At 70.9% G+C, this 14,117-nt stretch carries 16 protein-coding genes; 14 read left to right on the forward strand and 2 right to left on the reverse strand.

What is annotated here, in order from left to right:
- Positions 1–52 precede the first annotated feature (52 nt).
- The 5 genes from ACP4J3_RS17595 to ACP4J3_RS17615 all read left to right on the forward strand — a co-directional run bounded on the left by ACP4J3_RS17595 (position 53) and on the right by ACP4J3_RS17615 (position 3,202).
- Positions 53–442, forward strand: coding sequence for a winged helix-turn-helix transcriptional regulator (locus ACP4J3_RS17595; protein ID WP_426535337.1), 390 nt, complete (start codon positions 53–55; stop codon positions 440–442).
- 67 nt (positions 443–509) lie between these two features.
- On the forward strand, positions 510–830 hold the full coding sequence (locus ACP4J3_RS17600) for a DMT family transporter (protein WP_426535339.1): 321 nt from the start codon (positions 510–512) through the stop codon (positions 828–830).
- The gene (locus ACP4J3_RS17605) at positions 830–1,366 is read left to right on the forward strand and encodes a TetR/AcrR family transcriptional regulator (protein WP_426535341.1); all 537 of its coding nucleotides are present in this window, start codon (positions 830–832) and stop codon (positions 1,364–1,366) included. The genes ACP4J3_RS17600 and ACP4J3_RS17605 overlap by 1 nt, the downstream gene beginning before the upstream one ends.
- A gap of 382 nt (positions 1,367–1,748) precedes the next feature.
- A complete protein-coding gene (gene dapD / locus ACP4J3_RS17610; protein WP_426535343.1) occupies positions 1,749–2,738 on the forward strand; it encodes a 2,3,4,5-tetrahydropyridine-2,6-dicarboxylate N-succinyltransferase in 990 nt (329 codons plus the stop codon).
- Between the two features lie 224 nt (positions 2,739–2,962).
- Positions 2,963–3,202: a hypothetical protein gene (locus ACP4J3_RS17615; protein ID WP_426535345.1), complete on the forward strand. Its 240-nt coding sequence runs from the start codon at positions 2,963–2,965 to the stop codon at positions 3,200–3,202.
- Between the two features lie 26 nt (positions 3,203–3,228).
- On the opposite strand, the gene dapA is transcribed toward ACP4J3_RS17615, so the two are convergent.
- Positions 3,229–4,131 (reverse strand): 4-hydroxy-tetrahydrodipicolinate synthase, encoded by a 903-nt coding sequence (gene dapA / locus ACP4J3_RS17620; RefSeq protein ID WP_426535347.1) that lies wholly within the window; start codon positions 4,129–4,131, stop codon positions 3,229–3,231.
- Positions 4,132–4,305: 174 nt separating this feature from the next.
- Between dapA and ACP4J3_RS17625 the strand changes: the two genes are divergently transcribed.
- From ACP4J3_RS17625 to ACP4J3_RS17655, 7 genes are all read left to right on the forward strand, one after another.
- Entirely contained in the window at positions 4,306–4,440 is a 135-nt protein-coding gene (locus ACP4J3_RS17625; protein ID WP_426535349.1) for a hypothetical protein, read from the forward strand.
- Entirely contained in the window at positions 4,437–5,132 is a 696-nt protein-coding gene (locus tag ACP4J3_RS17630) for a hypothetical protein (RefSeq protein WP_426535351.1), read from the forward strand. The genes ACP4J3_RS17625 and ACP4J3_RS17630 overlap by 4 nt, the downstream gene beginning before the upstream one ends.
- Before the next feature lie 54 nt (positions 5,133–5,186).
- A complete protein-coding gene (locus tag ACP4J3_RS17635) occupies positions 5,187–5,624 on the forward strand; it encodes a phage holin family protein (protein ID WP_426535353.1) in 438 nt (145 codons plus the stop codon).
- Positions 5,621–6,175 carry a DUF3618 domain-containing protein gene (locus ACP4J3_RS17640; protein ID WP_426535355.1) on the forward strand — a complete coding sequence of 185 codons (555 nt, stop codon included), beginning with the start codon at positions 5,621–5,623 and terminating at the stop codon, positions 6,173–6,175. The genes ACP4J3_RS17635 and ACP4J3_RS17640 overlap by 4 nt, the downstream gene beginning before the upstream one ends.
- A 270-nt stretch (positions 6,176–6,445) precedes the next feature.
- Positions 6,446–7,147 (forward strand): antibiotic biosynthesis monooxygenase, encoded by a 702-nt coding sequence (locus ACP4J3_RS17645; protein ID WP_426535564.1) that lies wholly within the window; start codon positions 6,446–6,448, stop codon positions 7,145–7,147.
- Between the two features lie 85 nt (positions 7,148–7,232).
- Positions 7,233–7,865, forward strand: coding sequence for an ArsR/SmtB family transcription factor (locus tag ACP4J3_RS17650; protein WP_426535357.1), 633 nt, complete (start codon positions 7,233–7,235; stop codon positions 7,863–7,865).
- A gap of 13 nt (positions 7,866–7,878) precedes the next feature.
- Positions 7,879–8,613, forward strand: a complete 735-nt coding sequence (locus ACP4J3_RS17655) for an SRPBCC family protein (RefSeq protein WP_426535359.1) — start codon at positions 7,879–7,881, stop codon at positions 8,611–8,613.
- A 12-nt stretch (positions 8,614–8,625) separates the two neighbouring features.
- On the opposite strand, the gene ACP4J3_RS17660 is transcribed toward ACP4J3_RS17655, so the two are convergent.
- Positions 8,626–10,455 (reverse strand): endonuclease/exonuclease/phosphatase family protein, encoded by a 1,830-nt coding sequence (locus ACP4J3_RS17660; protein WP_426535361.1) that lies wholly within the window; start codon positions 10,453–10,455, stop codon positions 8,626–8,628.
- Positions 10,456–10,761: 306 nt separating this feature from the next.
- Between ACP4J3_RS17660 and ACP4J3_RS17665 the strand changes: the two genes are divergently transcribed.
- Positions 10,762–12,195 carry a hypothetical protein gene (locus ACP4J3_RS17665; RefSeq protein WP_426535363.1) on the forward strand — a complete coding sequence of 478 codons (1,434 nt, stop codon included), beginning with the start codon at positions 10,762–10,764 and terminating at the stop codon, positions 12,193–12,195.
- 152 nt (positions 12,196–12,347) lie between these two features.
- Positions 12,348–13,787, forward strand: coding sequence for an alkaline phosphatase PhoX (locus ACP4J3_RS17670; RefSeq protein ID WP_426535365.1), 1,440 nt, complete (start codon positions 12,348–12,350; stop codon positions 13,785–13,787).
- Positions 13,788–14,117 lie beyond the last annotated feature (330 nt).

Below are 14,117 nucleotides of genomic sequence, written 5' to 3' on the forward strand. Positions count from 1 at the left end.
GAGAGTGAGCGCTGACATGGAAGAACGCACTTTTGAGTGACTGGGGAACCTCATGGGTACCAAGCAGGTCAGTGGCTCGGTCGACCAGGCGGACGTGACGCGCGCCGATTCCCTGGCCCGGGAGATCTTCACGGACATCGCCAACAAATGGGCACTGCTGATCATCGAGGCGATCGGCGAACGCACCCTGCGGTTCAGCGAGTTGCGCGGCGAGGTCGACGGCATCAGCCACAAGATGCTCACCCAGAACCTGCGCATGCTGGAGCGCAACGGCCTGATCGAACGCACCGTGCACCCCACGGTGCCGCCGCGCGTCGAGTACAACCTGACCGAGCCGGGCCAGGCCCTGCGGGTCGCCATCGACGCCATGTGCGTCTGGACCCACCGGTACCTCGGGCACATCGAGGAGTCCCGCGACCGCTTCGGGGCCGGGAGGCCCTAGCGCCGTCGTCGTCGGTTCACCGACTGCTTGTGTACGGTCGTACGCAACGTTGTGTACGCTCGTACATATGGGATACCTACTGCTGGCCGGAGCGATAGCGGCCGAGGTGGCCGCCACGACGGCCATGAAGTACAGCGACGGCTTCAGCAGGCTGCTGCCGTCGGTCCTGACCGCCCTCGGCTACGTCGTCTCCTTCGCGCTGCTCGCCCAGACGCTGAAGACGGTGGCGGTGGGCACGGCCTACGCGATCTGGGCCGGCGTCGGCACCGCGACCATCGCCACCATCGGGATCGTGTTCCTGGGGGAGGGGATGACGGCCGCCAAAGCCGTCGGCATCGCGCTGATCATCGTCGGCGTGGTGGTGCTGAACCTGGGCGGTGCGCACTGATGGCCCGGCGCTACGACCCCGAGCGGCGGCAGCGGATCATCGACGCGGCGATCCGGGTGGTCGGGGCGAAGGGCATCGCCGGTCTGAGCCATCGCACCGTCGCCGCCGAGGCGGATGTGCCGCTCGGCTCGACGACGTACCACTTCAAGACCCTCGACGACCTGCTCGTCGCCGCGCTGCGCCAGGCGAACGAGGGCTTCGCCAAGGTGGTCGTCTCCCGCGGTGGCCTGGAGGACCCGGAGACCGACCTGGCCACCGAGCTCGCGGGCTGGATGAGCGAGTGGCTCGCGGGCGACCGCACCGGGGTCGAGCTGGAGTGCGAGCTCTATCTCGCCGCCCTGCGCCGCCCCGCGCTGCGCCCGGTCGCCGCCGAGTGGGCACAGGACCTCGCCGAACGACTGTCACACCGCACGGACCCGCTCACCGCGCGGGCGCTGGTGGCCGTGCTGGACGGGATCTGTCTGCAGGTGCTGCTGACGGAGGCGCCGTATGACGAGGAGTACGCGCGGGAGGTGTTTGCGCGGATCATTCCGTGATGGGGGGCGGTTGGGTGGTGGGGGGCGCGATGGCCCAGCTGCGGTACTGCACGGCGGGAGTCGCGGGATCGGTCGGCCGGATCTGCGGCACGACTCGGCGTGTGCAGCAGTACCGCATGGTGGGAGCCGCAGTACCCACGGTCGGGGGCCGTGGGACCGCTCGGCCAGGTCTGCGGAACCGCACGGGCTCAGAGTCACGGCACCATTTGGCCAGGGCCGCAGTACCGCTCGGTCGGGTCTGCGGAACCGCACGGGCCAAGAGACGCGTCACCGCTTGGCCAGAGCCGCAGTACCGCGCGGTCGGAGGCGTCGTACCGCCCGGCACGTGAGACGTACCCCTGCCGGTTCGCTCCCGCGGTGGGGGGCACGTTAGGTTGCCCTTATGACCGACACGACTGCTCCTCGCACCACCGGCGCCGTGGCCGCCGGCCTTGCCACGATCGCCGCTGACGGCACTGTTCTCGACACCTGGTTCCCCGCGCCCGAGCTCGTCGACGAGCCCGGCCCCTCCGGCAGCGAGCGGCTGTCCGCCGAGAAGGCAGTGGAGCTGCTCGGCGACGGCGCCGCGAAGGCGATCGGCCCGGACGCCCGGCGCGGTGTCGAGGTCGTCGCGGTCCGCACGGTCATCGCCTCGATCGACGAGAAGCCGGTCGACGCGCACGACGTCTACCTGCGCCTGCACCTGCTCTCCCACCGCCTGGTCAAGCCGCACGGCCTGAGCCTGGAGGGCCAGTTCGGCTTCCTCGCGAACGTCGCCTGGACCTCGCTGGGCCCGGTCGCGGTCGACGACGTCGAGAAGGTCCGTCTCAACGCCCGCGCCGAGGGCCTGCACCTCCAGGTGACCTCGATCGACAAGTTCCCGCGTATGACGGACTACGTCGCGCCGAAGGGCGTCCGGATCGCCGACGCCGACCGCGTCCGCCTGGGCGCGCACCTCGCCGAGGGCACCACGGTCATGCACGAGGGCTTCGTCAACTTCAACGCCGGCACGCTCGGCACCTCCATGGTCGAGGGCCGTATCTCCGCGGGCGTCGTGATCGGCGACGGCTCCGACATCGGTGGCGGCGCGTCGACGATGGGCACCCTGTCCGGCGGCGGCAACGTGATCATCTCCATCGGCGAGCGCTGCCTGATCGGCGCCGAGGCGGGCGTGGGCATCGCACTGGGCGACGAGTGCGTGGTCGAGGCGGGCCTGTACGTCACGGCAGGCACCCGGGTGACGATGCCCGACGGCCAGATCGTCAAGGCCCGCGAACTCTCCGGCGCCTCCAACATCCTCTTCCGCCGCAACTCGGTCACCGGCACGGTGGAGGCCCGCCCGAACAACGCGGTGTGGGGCGGGCTGAACGAGATCCTGCACAGCCACAACTGACCAGAGGTCGGCCAGCGGCCGACGTCGGTCATCGCCGAGCGCCCTTCCATGGCCCGAACACGGCCGGGGAGGGCGCTCGAACGAGCGAGGGCTGTTCGGCGACAGGCTCGGCGCAGTCTCACGTACGGGTTACTCACCGTGACCTCGGCGGGGTCCAGGCAGATGAACGGGTGGACGCAGTTTCCGATCACATGCCGAACCGACGAGATGAGGGCCGAGGGCTGATGACGGGTCGAGTGAAGATGAGCAAGCGGGGCCGGGTCGTGCTGCGGCTGGTGGTCGGGGCGCTGGGGGTGGGGGCGGTGTGCTGGTTGCCGGCCGGGAACGCCTACGCCGACGAGACCAACACCGGATCGCACAACGGACCCCGGATCGGGCTCATCAACGTGGGGCAGGTGGATGATCCGATGGAGGATGTGCTGGAGCACTTCCTGCTCCTCGGCGACGGGTACAAGTGGGGCTGAGGTCGGCCCCGGCCTCGTTCCGGTGATCAGCCGGTGGTGAGCGTCTCGTACGTCGCCAGCAGCCCGTCGACCGCCTCGCGGCCGGCGGGCCGCAGCGGGGCGCGGAGCGGGCCAGCGGGCAGGCCGAGTTCGTTGAGTACGGCCTTGGCGGTGACCGCGCCGGGCAGGCCCGCCGACATCATCAACTCGATGAGTGGCGTGGCGCGTTGCTGGAGGCGGGCGGCCTCGGGGGTGTCGCCCGCGTCGAACGCGTCCAGCACCGCACGCAGGTGACGGGGGATCACATTGGCGACGGTGCTGACGTATCCCGCCCCGCCCACCGCGTACAGCGCCAGATTGTGCTCGTCGCAGCCCGCGTAGTACGCCAACCCCGTGCGGGCGAGCACCTTCTGGGTGCCCAGGAAGTCGTAGGAGCAGTCCTTCACCGCGACGATCCGGGGGTGCTCGGCGAGCCGGATCATCGTCTCCGGCTCGATGCGGGTGCCGGTGCGGCCCGGGATGTCGTAGAGCGCCAGGGGCAGTCCGGCCGCGTCGGCGATCTCGCGGAAGTGGGCCTCCACGGCGTCCTGCGGGGGCTTGCTGTAGTAGGGCGAGACCACCAACAGGCCGTCGGCGCCCGCCTTTTCGGCCGCCAGGGCCAGTTCGACGGTGTGCCGGGTGTCGGAGGTGCCCACGCCCGCGACGATCGACGCCCGCTCGCCCACCGCCTCCCGGACCGCCCTGACCAGCTCCGACTTCTCCGCATCGGTCGTGGTCGGCGACTCACCCGTCGTACCGGACAGCACCAGACCGTCACAGCCCTCGGCCACCAGCCGCTCCGCGAGCCGCTGCGCACCGTCGAGATCGAGCGATCCCGCCTCCGTGAAGGGCGTGATCATGGCGCACAGGGCGCGACCGAAGGGCGGGGCGGGAGCGGCGGCAGTCGTCATATGAGTAGTGTCGGCAGCACTATCGCGTAGCTCCACTTAATTCTGCTACGAGGTGTTGATAAGCATCGCTGAGAGGTGGAGGGCTTCGGGGTGTCGTAGGCCCTATGTCCAAAGCCCGGCGTCATGGGTCACCATGGCCGGGACGGTCAACGACCCCTGGTCATGGGAGGCGTCATGAAGCTCGGCAAGGCACTGGCCACCGGAGTCGCGGAAGAGCGGCCGCAGGAGCGCGACGCGGAAGCCGAACTCGCCGAGGAACTCCAGGACATCGAGGCGTCCGCGCCCGAAGAGGCCCCGGCCGCACGATGAGGCTGCGGCTTCCGGAGGAACGTCCGACGGAGCCGCCGACCGGATACAAGATCGCCCACCCGATGCTGTCCTACGACGGCACCCGGGCCGGGTTCACCGGTGTGTCGCTCGGCGGCGCGCTGCCGTACGGGGTCCTGGCCGACGCGTCCTGTGTCTACGGCCTGCGGCACCGGGCACCGAGCCGCCGCTGCGACTGCGGCTTCCACTGTGTGCACGAGCGCGCGACGGCCGAGGCGCTGCTGTGCACGGCCGAGCACCGGACCGCCGTGCTGCTCGAGGTCGGCGTGCTGGGCCGCTACATCCGCTTCGAGCGCGGCTTCCGGTACGCCCGTCAGCGCGTGCGCGTCGCCACGGTCGGCCCGTGTGCCTGCGGCGCGGTCGCCGGCGCCCTGGCCGACGCAGGCTGGGGCCGCCCCGGCTGGCGGGCCCTCGCCCCTCGCTGCGCGGGCTGCCTGCGCGGCCGTACGTCCGTCTCGCTCGCGGGGTTCGCCCGGCTGGCGGGGGAGGGGCTGCGGGTGGTGGCCGGGAAGGGGGCGTCGTCCGTGGCGGTCGCCGGCCTCGGGGGCGCCGAGGATCTGGGTGTGCCCGAACTCGCCGCCGAGGCGACGTTGTTGCAGGCCCGCCTCGACTGGTTCCAGGTCCAGCTCGCCAAGCTGGGCGAGCGGGGGCCGGGCGGGGGAGGGAAGGGGTAGCGGGGGCCGGTCCGGGTACTCGGGGAGTTCCGAACCGAGAGGAGGCGGAACACCGTGACCAGGACCGGGACCGAGGCCGGGTCCACGGCCCCCGAGGCGGTGCGCGACGGGCATCGGCCGGTGGGTGAACTCGTGGCGCAGGCCGGCGAACAGCTCTCCCTGCTGGTACGGCAGGAAGTGGCCCTCGCCAAGGAGGAACTGGCCGTGAAGGGCCGGCGCGCCGGGCGTGGCGGCGGCCTGCTGGGCGCGGCGGGCGCCGTCGCCTACGCCGGGCTGCTCTTCCTGGCCGCGGCCGCGACCGCCGCGCTCTCGCTGACGCTGGCCCTGTGGGCCGCGGCGCTGATCGTGACAGGAGTGCTGTTCGCGGTCGCCGGCCTGCTGGCGGTGACCGGCCGCGCCCAGTTGCGCCGCGCCGCACCCCCCACCCCCGAGCGGGCTCTCGACAGCGTCAGGACCGACGTCGAGGAGATCAAGGGAAAGGCACACCGATGACGGACAGGGCAGCGGGGGAGACGGGCGGCGCCGCCCGGAAGGCGGCCGGTGGGGCCAAGGGGCCCGAGGAACTGCGTGACCAGATCGAGCACACCAGGCACCAACTCGGCGACACCGTGGCCGAGTTGATGGAAAGGGCGGACGTGAAGGGCCGGGCCGTGGCCCGCGCCGCCGACCTCAGGGACAAGGCGGGCGCGATGACCGTGCAACTGCGCAGCAGCGCCGCCCAGGCGGGCCACGCGGTGCAGGACCGGGCGACCCGTGCCGGGCACGTCGTACAGGACCGGGCCACCCAAGCCGGTCATCTCGTACAGGACCGGGCCACCCAGGCCGGTCATGTCGTACAGGACCGGGCGAGCCGAGCCGGGCACACCGTCCACGACAAGGCGACGCACGCGGGCCACACGGTGGAGCACGGCGTGCCGCGCCCCGTCCGCACGGTCGTCCAGAGCGGGCTGCGGCATCCGCGTCCGGTGCTGGTGGTCGGCGCGGCGGCGGGGGCGCTGATCGCGGCCGGCATGCTGCGCCGACGGCGCACCGGGCACCGTTGAGACGCCGGCAACCGCTGAGGTTCCGGTCCCGCCGAGACACCGGCACCACTGAGACGCCCGTCCCGCCGAGACACCGGCACCACTGAGGCGCCGGTCACGCTGACGCGCCGGCAACCGCTGAGACACAGGCCCCGCCGAGGCGCTCGGCCCCGCCGAGACACCAGCCGCGCCCCTCCCCTCCACGGCTCACTTGACCTCAAGTCCACTTGAGGTCGAAAGGTGATCGGTGCACGCATCGACCACCGAGCCCTGGAGGCCCTCATGGCCGTCATGACCCGTCGCACCGACGCCCACCCCGACCTCACCCACCCCGACACCGGCGCCCCCTTCTTCAGCACCTGGCGGGTGGGCACCCCGGCGCGGCAGCGGCAGACCGTCGAGGCCATCGCCCGCACCTGGGAGCGCCGTCCCTGGCCGAGCGGCGATCTGCTCGGTTACCACGTCTACACCGGGCACGACGGCACCACCCTCCTCCACCACTCGCAGTGGCGGAGCGAGCCGGCCTACGAGGCGTTCGTGGAGAGCCACCGCCAGGAGCGCGTCGACGAGATCGACACCGCCGTACCGGGCATCGAGCGCCTGTGGCTCGGCCGCTACCGGCGCTACCGCAGCGCCGGCCGCGAGGGCGACACGCGCGTCCCCGGCTGCATCGTGATCGTCGACGTCGAGTTCGAGGGACCCGACCCCGACCGGCAGCGCGCCTGGGTCGACGCCGTCCTCGAGGCGCTGGCGAGCGAGCCGAACGCCCACCCCGGCGGCATCTCCGCCCACTTCCATCTGAGCACCGACGGCACCCGTGTCCTCAACTACGCCGAGTGGGAGAGCGCGCAGGCCCATATCGACGCCCTCGCAGCCCCGGGCGACGGCGTCGGCTCGGCGACGGAGCTGTGGCACCGGGTGCAGAACTGGCCGGGCCTGAAGAGCGGCACGGTGGAGCGGTACGACCACGCCCTCGGGCTCATTCCGGGCTGAGCCCGGCTGTCGGGAAGAGGGAAGAGCTCCCACCGAACACTCCAATCGTCTGGACAAAAAAAGTTTTCGGTGAGACGGTGGACCCATGCTGGACGTCACCGTGATCGAGGACCCCGAGGCCGCAGCCGTCTCCCTGGACCCCATAAGGGCCCGGCTGCTCGCCGAGCTGGCGGCCGGGCCCGCGTCGGCCGCCATGCTGGCCGGCAAGGTCGGGCTGCCCCGGCAGAAGGTGAACTACCACCTCAAGGCCCTGGAGCGGCACGGCCTGGTCGAGCTGGCCGGTGAGCGCCGCAAGGGCAACGTCACCGAGCGGCTGATGCGGGCGACCGCCGCGTCGTACGTGATCTCACCGCTCGCGCTCGCCTCCGTGCAGCCCGACCCGGACCGCTTCCGCGACCAGCTCTCGGCCCGTTGGCTGCTCGCCCTCGGCGCCCGCCTCGTGCGGGACGTCGGCTCGCTGATCACCGGCGCGGCCAAGGCCCGCAAGCGGCTCGCGACCTACGCGCTGGACGGCGAGGTCCGCTTCGCCTCGGCCGCCGAACGGGCCGCGTTCATCCAGGAGTTGACGGCCGGCGTGAGCGCGCTGATCCGCAAGTACGACGCGCCGGACGCCGAGGGCGGCCGGGATCACCGCATCGTCGTGGCCGTACATCCCACGCTCAAGCCTCAGAACCAGAGCCCGAACCAGAGTCAGAACCCTGAACTCGAAAGTCAGTGAGCAGGAGCCCACCATGTCCAAGGAATTCGAGATCGCCCGCGAGTTCGAGGTCGATGCCACGCCCGAGCAGGTCTGGGAGGCGGTCACCTCCGGTACCGGCGGCTGGCTGTGGCCGATGGAGCCGCCGGAGCCGCGCGAGGGCGGCAAGGGCCCCTTCGGATCGACGGTCACCGCCTGGGACCCGCCGCACCACTACACCAACCGCGTCGAGGACGTCGAGGGCATCTCCGAGCAGACCCTCAACCAGCTTGACTACACCATCGAGCCGCGCGACGAGGGCCGCCGTGCCTGGGTGCGGTACGTGCACAGCGGGATCTTCGTCGACGACTGGGACAACCAGTACGACGGCGCCGCCAAGCACACCGACTTCTATCTGCACACGCTGCGCCAGTACCTGACGCACTTCGACGGCCGGACCGCCGCCTTCGCCACCTTCGACGGACCCGAGGCGTCGAAGGCCGCGGACGCGCTCGCCGTCGTCGGGCGGGCGCTCGGGGTCGGGGAGGACGTGACCGAGGGCACGCGGGTGACGGTCCACGGGCCCGACGAGTTCGACGCCGTGGTCGACTTCCGCAACCCGTACTTCATCGGGCTGCGCACGGACCGGGGCCTCACCCGTGTCTTCGGGCGCAACCACTGGGGTTACCCGGTCGGCATCTCCCTGCACGACTTCACGCCGGGCGCCGACATCAAGGAGTGCGAAGCCGCCTGGCAGGGCTGGCTGAACGGGGTGTTCAGCCGGCCCTGAGCCCGAGCGGAGTTACGGGCGGAACCGCAGCACCTGCGGGTCGTGGTCGCTGATCTGGTCGTTGAACTCCGAGTTGATGTGCACGCTGTCGTACTCGAAGTCGCACCAGCGCCGGATCGACGGGCTGACCAGGATCTGGTCCAGCGTCTGGGCGTTGCCCTGGTAGACGTAGGAGTAACGCTCGCTCCTCGGCAGCGACTTGATGGCCGACCACAGTGCGCCGCCGTCCTCCAGCAGCTCGGTCGTACCGGAGAACTCGAAGTCGTTGATGTCGCCGAGGGCGACGACGTCCGCGCTCTTCTGGACGGCCAGGATGTCCTTGACGAAGGCGTTCACCGACTTCGCCTGGAGGTGGCGCTGGGTCTCCGAGCTGCGGGACGGCGGCTGGTACTGGGAGTGCAGTGCCTGGTCGCCGCCCTTGGAGGCGAAGTGGTTGGCGATCACGAAGACCGTCTTGCCACGGAAGACGAACTCGCCGACCAGCGGCTTGCGGCTGTCCTCCCAGGCCTCGTTCGCCGGGTCGATACGGCCCGGGGAGACGGTCAGCGCGGCCCGGCCGTACTTCTTGGTGACCGCGGTGGCCGTCGTGGCGTCGCCGCCCGCGCGGTCCGTGAAGGTGACCCGCTCGGGGTTGAACAGGAACACGTTGCGGATGTTGCCGCCGGGCTGGCCCCCGTCCGTCTTGTCGACCGGGTCGATGGAGCGCCAGTCGTACGTCGGTCCGCCCGCGGCGACGATCGCGTCGATCAGCTTCCGCACCGTCTGGTCGGCGGCGACCGTGCCGTCGTCCGTCGTGCCGTTGTTGTCCTGGATCTCCTCCAGGGACAGGATGTCGGGCGACTTCAGGTTGTTCACGATCGCGGAGGCGTGCTCGGCGAAGCTGTTGTCGGAGGGGTCGAGGTTCTCGACGTTGTACGTCGCCACCGCGAGCTCGCCGCTCCACTGCTTGCGAGTCGTCTCCCGCTTCAGGCCACCGCTCTTGAGCGTGCCGAGCTCGCTCGCGACGAGGGTGTAGCCGCCGAACTCGTTGTAGTCCAGGGGGCCTGAGGTGGTGCCAGTGAGCGTGTCACCGACGTTCGCGACCGGGAAGTCGGCCACCGCGCCCAGCGACTGGATCTTCAGCCGGCCGGTGTTCTGCGAGTCGTACGAGCCGTACACGGTGCCGCCGCGGCGATTGCGGTGCTCCCACGGCTTGACCGTCACCCACAGCTCGGTGAACCGGTTGCTGGCGGTGACCACCCGAGCGTCGGCGACCTGGACGTTCATGCCCTCCAGGGACTCGTAGAGGTCCAGGGCGTACGCCGACGGCTTGAGCGTCAGGCCGTTGACCGAGCCGTTCGCGCCGCTGTCGCCGGCCGGGGTGTACGCGGCCGGGACCGACTTCGCGTCGATGACGGTGGCGGCCGGGACGGCGTTGCCGCTGGAGACGACGGTGATCGTCGGCTTGGTCAGCTGGGTCACCGACTGGTTGCCGGAGGAGGTGCCGCCCGGGACGTACTCGGAGACCGTGCCCGAGACCAGGACCGAGTCGCCGACGGCGACCCCCTGCGGGGTGGAGCCCGTGAAGACGAAGACGCCCTCGCTGGTGGCCGGATTGTCGTCCGCCTGCGGATCCTGGATCCAGAAGCCCTTGGACTTGCCGTAGGTGCGTATGCCGGTGACGATTCCGGCCACATCCGCGACCTGCTTGCCGGCGTACGGCGATATTCGGGTGCTGCCCTGAATGTCATGGATGCGCACGGAGTCCGCGTGCGCGGGGGAAGTCAGGACGACGGTGGACGCCGCGGAGCAGACGGCGGCGACGGTGAGCGCGGCGAGACGCGCGGACTTCTTGCTCGGCAACGGGATCCCTCCGGGGACATGCAGGAGTGCCGGGACGAGGGTGGAACGTGAAGCGTGTGACGAGGGTGAAACCTGTGAGGTGCGGCCGGTGGGGCGGCAACGCGCGTAGAAAATACAGTGAACAGATGTCCGCCAAATTTCTACGCGCGTAATCTCGTGCCTGGTCACGCCAGTTGTCAAGGTTTCGGCCATGTACACCGCCCGACGGGGAGATGAACCGGGCGGCATGGGTGGAAATCCGTCTAGGCTGAGCGGCTGAGCCGTGATGCGTACGGCCGTGCAGAGCGCCCCTAGGAGAACCATCCGATGCCAGACAGCTCCCCCCTGCCACCGGTACGGCTGCACCCCGAAGCGGAGCTGGCGCGGGACGCGCTGTCCACGCCGTTGCTCTCCCGAGCCGCGCGGCTGGCCCGCTGGGCCGGCCCCGACACCCGGGTCGACGCCAGCGGCGGACTCGTCGACGAGCAGTTGCCGGCCGCCGCCGAGGAACTCGCGCTGAGCGGCGACGACGCCGCCGCGTACGCCAGTGAGGCCTGGCGGGTGGCCGTCGACACCGGACTCGTCGAGATCGTCGACGAGGAGGCGGGCACTGTCGCGCCCGGCGCCGACCTCGCCCTGCTGACCGGCGGATCACCGCACGACGTGCTCGCGGTGTGGCTGGGCGCCCTGGAGACGGTGCTCGCCGACGCGAGCGTGCCCGACCTCGATGACCTGGTCGACGCGATGGACGCCGGGGGCGAGGTCGACCTCTCCTCGCTGGACTGGGACCCCGAGGCCGAGGCGGAGTTCCTCGACGGCGTGCTCGGCAACCTGTATCTGCTGACGGTCGGCGAGGACGGGCCGGGCGAGGACCCCGTGCCGCTGCCGGCCCTCGCCGCGTCGATGATCGTGCCCAGCGACATGGGCGAGCCCACCAACGACGTGCTGGAGCAGGTCTCCGACGCCATGATGCGCCTGGACGACCAGTTCCGGCTGCTGGCGCCGGTCGGCCTTGTGGAGTACCAGCCGGTGGACGAGGCGCTGATGGCGGAGGCCGAGAGCGCCGAGGCCCCGTCGGCCGTCGTCGACGACATCGACGTGTCGCGCTACGGCATGGTCCGGCTGACCCCGCTCGGCCTGTACGGGATGCGGGCGCGGCTGCTGGAGGCCGGGTTCGAGGCGCCCGCGGTCGGCGAACTCGTGGACAAGGGCGCCGACGCGCTGCTCGACGGCACGGCCACGTTTCCGCAGGCCGCGGCGCAGACCGAGACCGAGCAGTGGCTGACCCGGCGTGAACCTCTCGCCGCGGCACGGGAGTTGCTGGCGGCGGCACGGGGCGCCGACGCCGGGGCGCCACTGCGCAGGCTGCGCTGTCAGCAGGCGCTGTCGCTGGTGGGCGCGGAGGCCGAGCCGGCGCTGCGGGAGGTCCTCGACGATCCGGAGCTGGGCGGGTTGGCCCGGGTCTGGCTGACCGAGGCGGGGTTCTCGGACGTGCCCGCGCCGTCCCAGGACCTGGTGTTCTGGCTGACCATCGACACGCTCGCCGCGCAGCTGGCGGCCGAGGGGAATTCCGACGAGCTGAGGGCGCTGGTGGAGGGGCTGGCCGCGCAGCACAGCGGGTTCTTCGCGGCGGTCTGGCGGGTGGATCATCCGGCCACCGCGGATGTGCTGGAGGCGATGGGGCGGTTGCATCCGGACAAGAGGGTGGCGAAGGAGGCGCGGAAGGCTGCGTTTAAGGCGCGGTCGCAGCAGGGGGGTTGATGCCGGATCGCGGGTGCGGGTGGAGTGTGGCTGGTCGCGCAGTTCCCCGCGCCCCTTAGGGCGTTGTTCAACTGGTGTTCAGATGCGGGCGGGACTGTGGCGCCGATCGGAGTCCGCCACCTCCCACGGCACCCTCTGTCACAGGAGACACCATGTCGCTCACCCGCAGGGACTTCGCCAGAGCATCTGCCGTCACCGGTGTCGCGCTGGCGGGCAGTGCCGGTGTCTTGGCCACCGCGCCCAACGCGCTCGCGTCCACCGACACCGAGAGCGTGGGTGAGGACGCGGCGGCGTGCGGCGGTGTCGGGTACGGGCCGCTGATTCCGGATCCCGAGGGCATCGTCGCGCTGCCCGCCGGCTTCAAGTACCGCGTCCTCACCCACAGCGGCAGGACCAAGCTGGAGTCGGGTGAGTTCACCCCCTCCAACCACGACGGCACGGCCGCCTTCGCCGGGCCGCGCGGCACCACCCTCCTCGTCAACAACCACGAGCTGAAGGGCCCGCGCGCCAACTGGACGCACCCGGTCCCGCTCACCGAGGGCCTCGTCTACGACCCCGCCGCGTCCGGTGGCTGCACGGTCGTCGAGGTCCGCCCCGACGGACAGGTCGCCGAGTGGGTCGGCATCGCCGGCACCTCCACCAACTGCGCGGGCGGCAGCACCCCTTGGGGTACCTGGCTCACCTGCGAGGAGAACTCCGACCGGGCCGGCACCAACGGCATGACCAAGGACCACGGCTACGTCTTCGAGGTCGACCCCGTCGACCGGCGCGCCAACCAGGCCCCCAAGCCGCTGAAGTTCTTCGGGCGCTACGACCACGAAGCCGTCGTCATCGACCCCAGGCGCGGCCACGCCTACCTCACCGAGGACGCGTCCTCGCCCAACGGACTGTTCTTCCGCTGGACCCCGCCGAAGGGCTTCGAGTACGGCCGCGGCCGGTTCCGCACCTTGGCCGACGACGCGGGCGCCCTCCAGGCCCCCAAGTGCTTCGACTCCGGCGGCAAGTTCGTCGACGACCTGTCCCGCGCCACCAGGATCGGCACGGTGTACGGGGTGGACTGGGTGGACGTACCCGACCGCGACGCGAAGACCGTCGCCGTGCGCAAGCAGTTCGGCGCCGGTGAGGTCACCCGGGCCCGCAAGCTGGAGGGCATGTGGTGGGGCGACGGCGGCGCCTACATCGTCTCCTCCTACGCCCGCGCGGAGAGCCCCGGCGCCGCGCACGACGGCCAGGTCTGGTTCTACGACCCCAAGCGCCGCACCCTGACCCTGAAGGTCCTGCTCGGCGTCAACCCCGACCCCTCCGAGGACGGCGCCTTCGACGGCCCCGACAACATCACCGTCTCCCCGTACGGCGGCCTGATCCTCGCCGAGGACGGCGAGGGTGTCCAGCACCTCTTCGGCGCCACCGACAGCGGCCGCACCTACCCCATCGCCCGCAACGAGCTGAACGTCGGCACCGAAGAGGAGCCCGAGTACAGCGAGTTCGCCGGCGTCACCTTCTCACCCGACGGCCGGACCCTCTACGCCAACATCCAGAACCCGGGCATCCTGCTCGCCATCACCGGGCCCTGGAAGCGCCAGCGGCGGTGAGCGACAACTCCGGAATTTAATTCGCTCGCCCGGCCCGCGGCACGCTCCTACAGTTATGAACGTCCAGGTGCGAAGGCAGGACCTACTTCCACTCATAATGGGGCGGCCGCGGGTTCGAGTCCCGCCACCGGTACAACGCGCCGGTGTAGCTCAGGGGTTAGAGCACCTACGTCGGTTCCGCCGACCTCGATCTCTGGACACCACAACTTCATGCACCTTCCGGTGCGATGGCCGCGGCTACTTCTTCTCTTCCAAGAATCCCAGCCGCAGCCGACTTGATCTCGGGAGGCGCAGCTCATGGTGGGTGCCCGGTGCGCAGGCAGCGGATAC

Source organism: Streptomyces sp. UG1, assembly GCF_049974585.1.
Lineage (GTDB): Bacteria > Actinomycetota > Actinomycetes > Streptomycetales > Streptomycetaceae > Streptomyces.

Bases quoted from the DNA above. Each gene is read 5' to 3' on its own strand.
- ACP4J3_RS17655 (WP_426535359.1), top strand. From the start codon at position 7,879: ATGTCCAAGGAATTCGAGATCGCCCGCGAGTTCGAGGTCGATGCCACG.
- ACP4J3_RS17605 (WP_426535341.1), top strand. From the start codon at position 830: ATGGCCCGGCGCTACGACCCCGAGCGGCGGCAGCGGATCATCGACGCG.
- ACP4J3_RS17615 (WP_426535345.1), top strand. From the start codon at position 2,963: ATGACGGGTCGAGTGAAGATGAGCAAGCGGGGCCGGGTCGTGCTGCGG.
- ACP4J3_RS17625 (WP_426535349.1), top strand. From the start codon at position 4,306: ATGAAGCTCGGCAAGGCACTGGCCACCGGAGTCGCGGAAGAGCGGCCG.
- ACP4J3_RS17630 (WP_426535351.1), top strand. From the start codon at position 4,437: ATGAGGCTGCGGCTTCCGGAGGAACGTCCGACGGAGCCGCCGACCGGA.
- dapA (WP_426535347.1), bottom strand. From the start codon at position 4,131: ATGACGACTGCCGCCGCTCCCGCCCCGCCCTTCGGTCGCGCCCTGTGC.
- ACP4J3_RS17650 (WP_426535357.1), top strand. From the start codon at position 7,233: ATGCTGGACGTCACCGTGATCGAGGACCCCGAGGCCGCAGCCGTCTCC.
- ACP4J3_RS17640 (WP_426535355.1), top strand. From the start codon at position 5,621: ATGACGGACAGGGCAGCGGGGGAGACGGGCGGCGCCGCCCGGAAGGCG.
- ACP4J3_RS17600 (WP_426535339.1), top strand. From the start codon at position 510: ATGGGATACCTACTGCTGGCCGGAGCGATAGCGGCCGAGGTGGCCGCC.
- dapD (WP_426535343.1), top strand. From the start codon at position 1,749: ATGACCGACACGACTGCTCCTCGCACCACCGGCGCCGTGGCCGCCGGC.
- ACP4J3_RS17645 (WP_426535564.1), top strand. From the start codon at position 6,446: ATGACCCGTCGCACCGACGCCCACCCCGACCTCACCCACCCCGACACC.
- ACP4J3_RS17670 (WP_426535365.1), top strand. From the start codon at position 12,348: ATGTCGCTCACCCGCAGGGACTTCGCCAGAGCATCTGCCGTCACCGGT.
- ACP4J3_RS17665 (WP_426535363.1), top strand. From the start codon at position 10,762: ATGCCAGACAGCTCCCCCCTGCCACCGGTACGGCTGCACCCCGAAGCG.
- ACP4J3_RS17595 (WP_426535337.1), top strand. From the start codon at position 53: ATGGGTACCAAGCAGGTCAGTGGCTCGGTCGACCAGGCGGACGTGACG.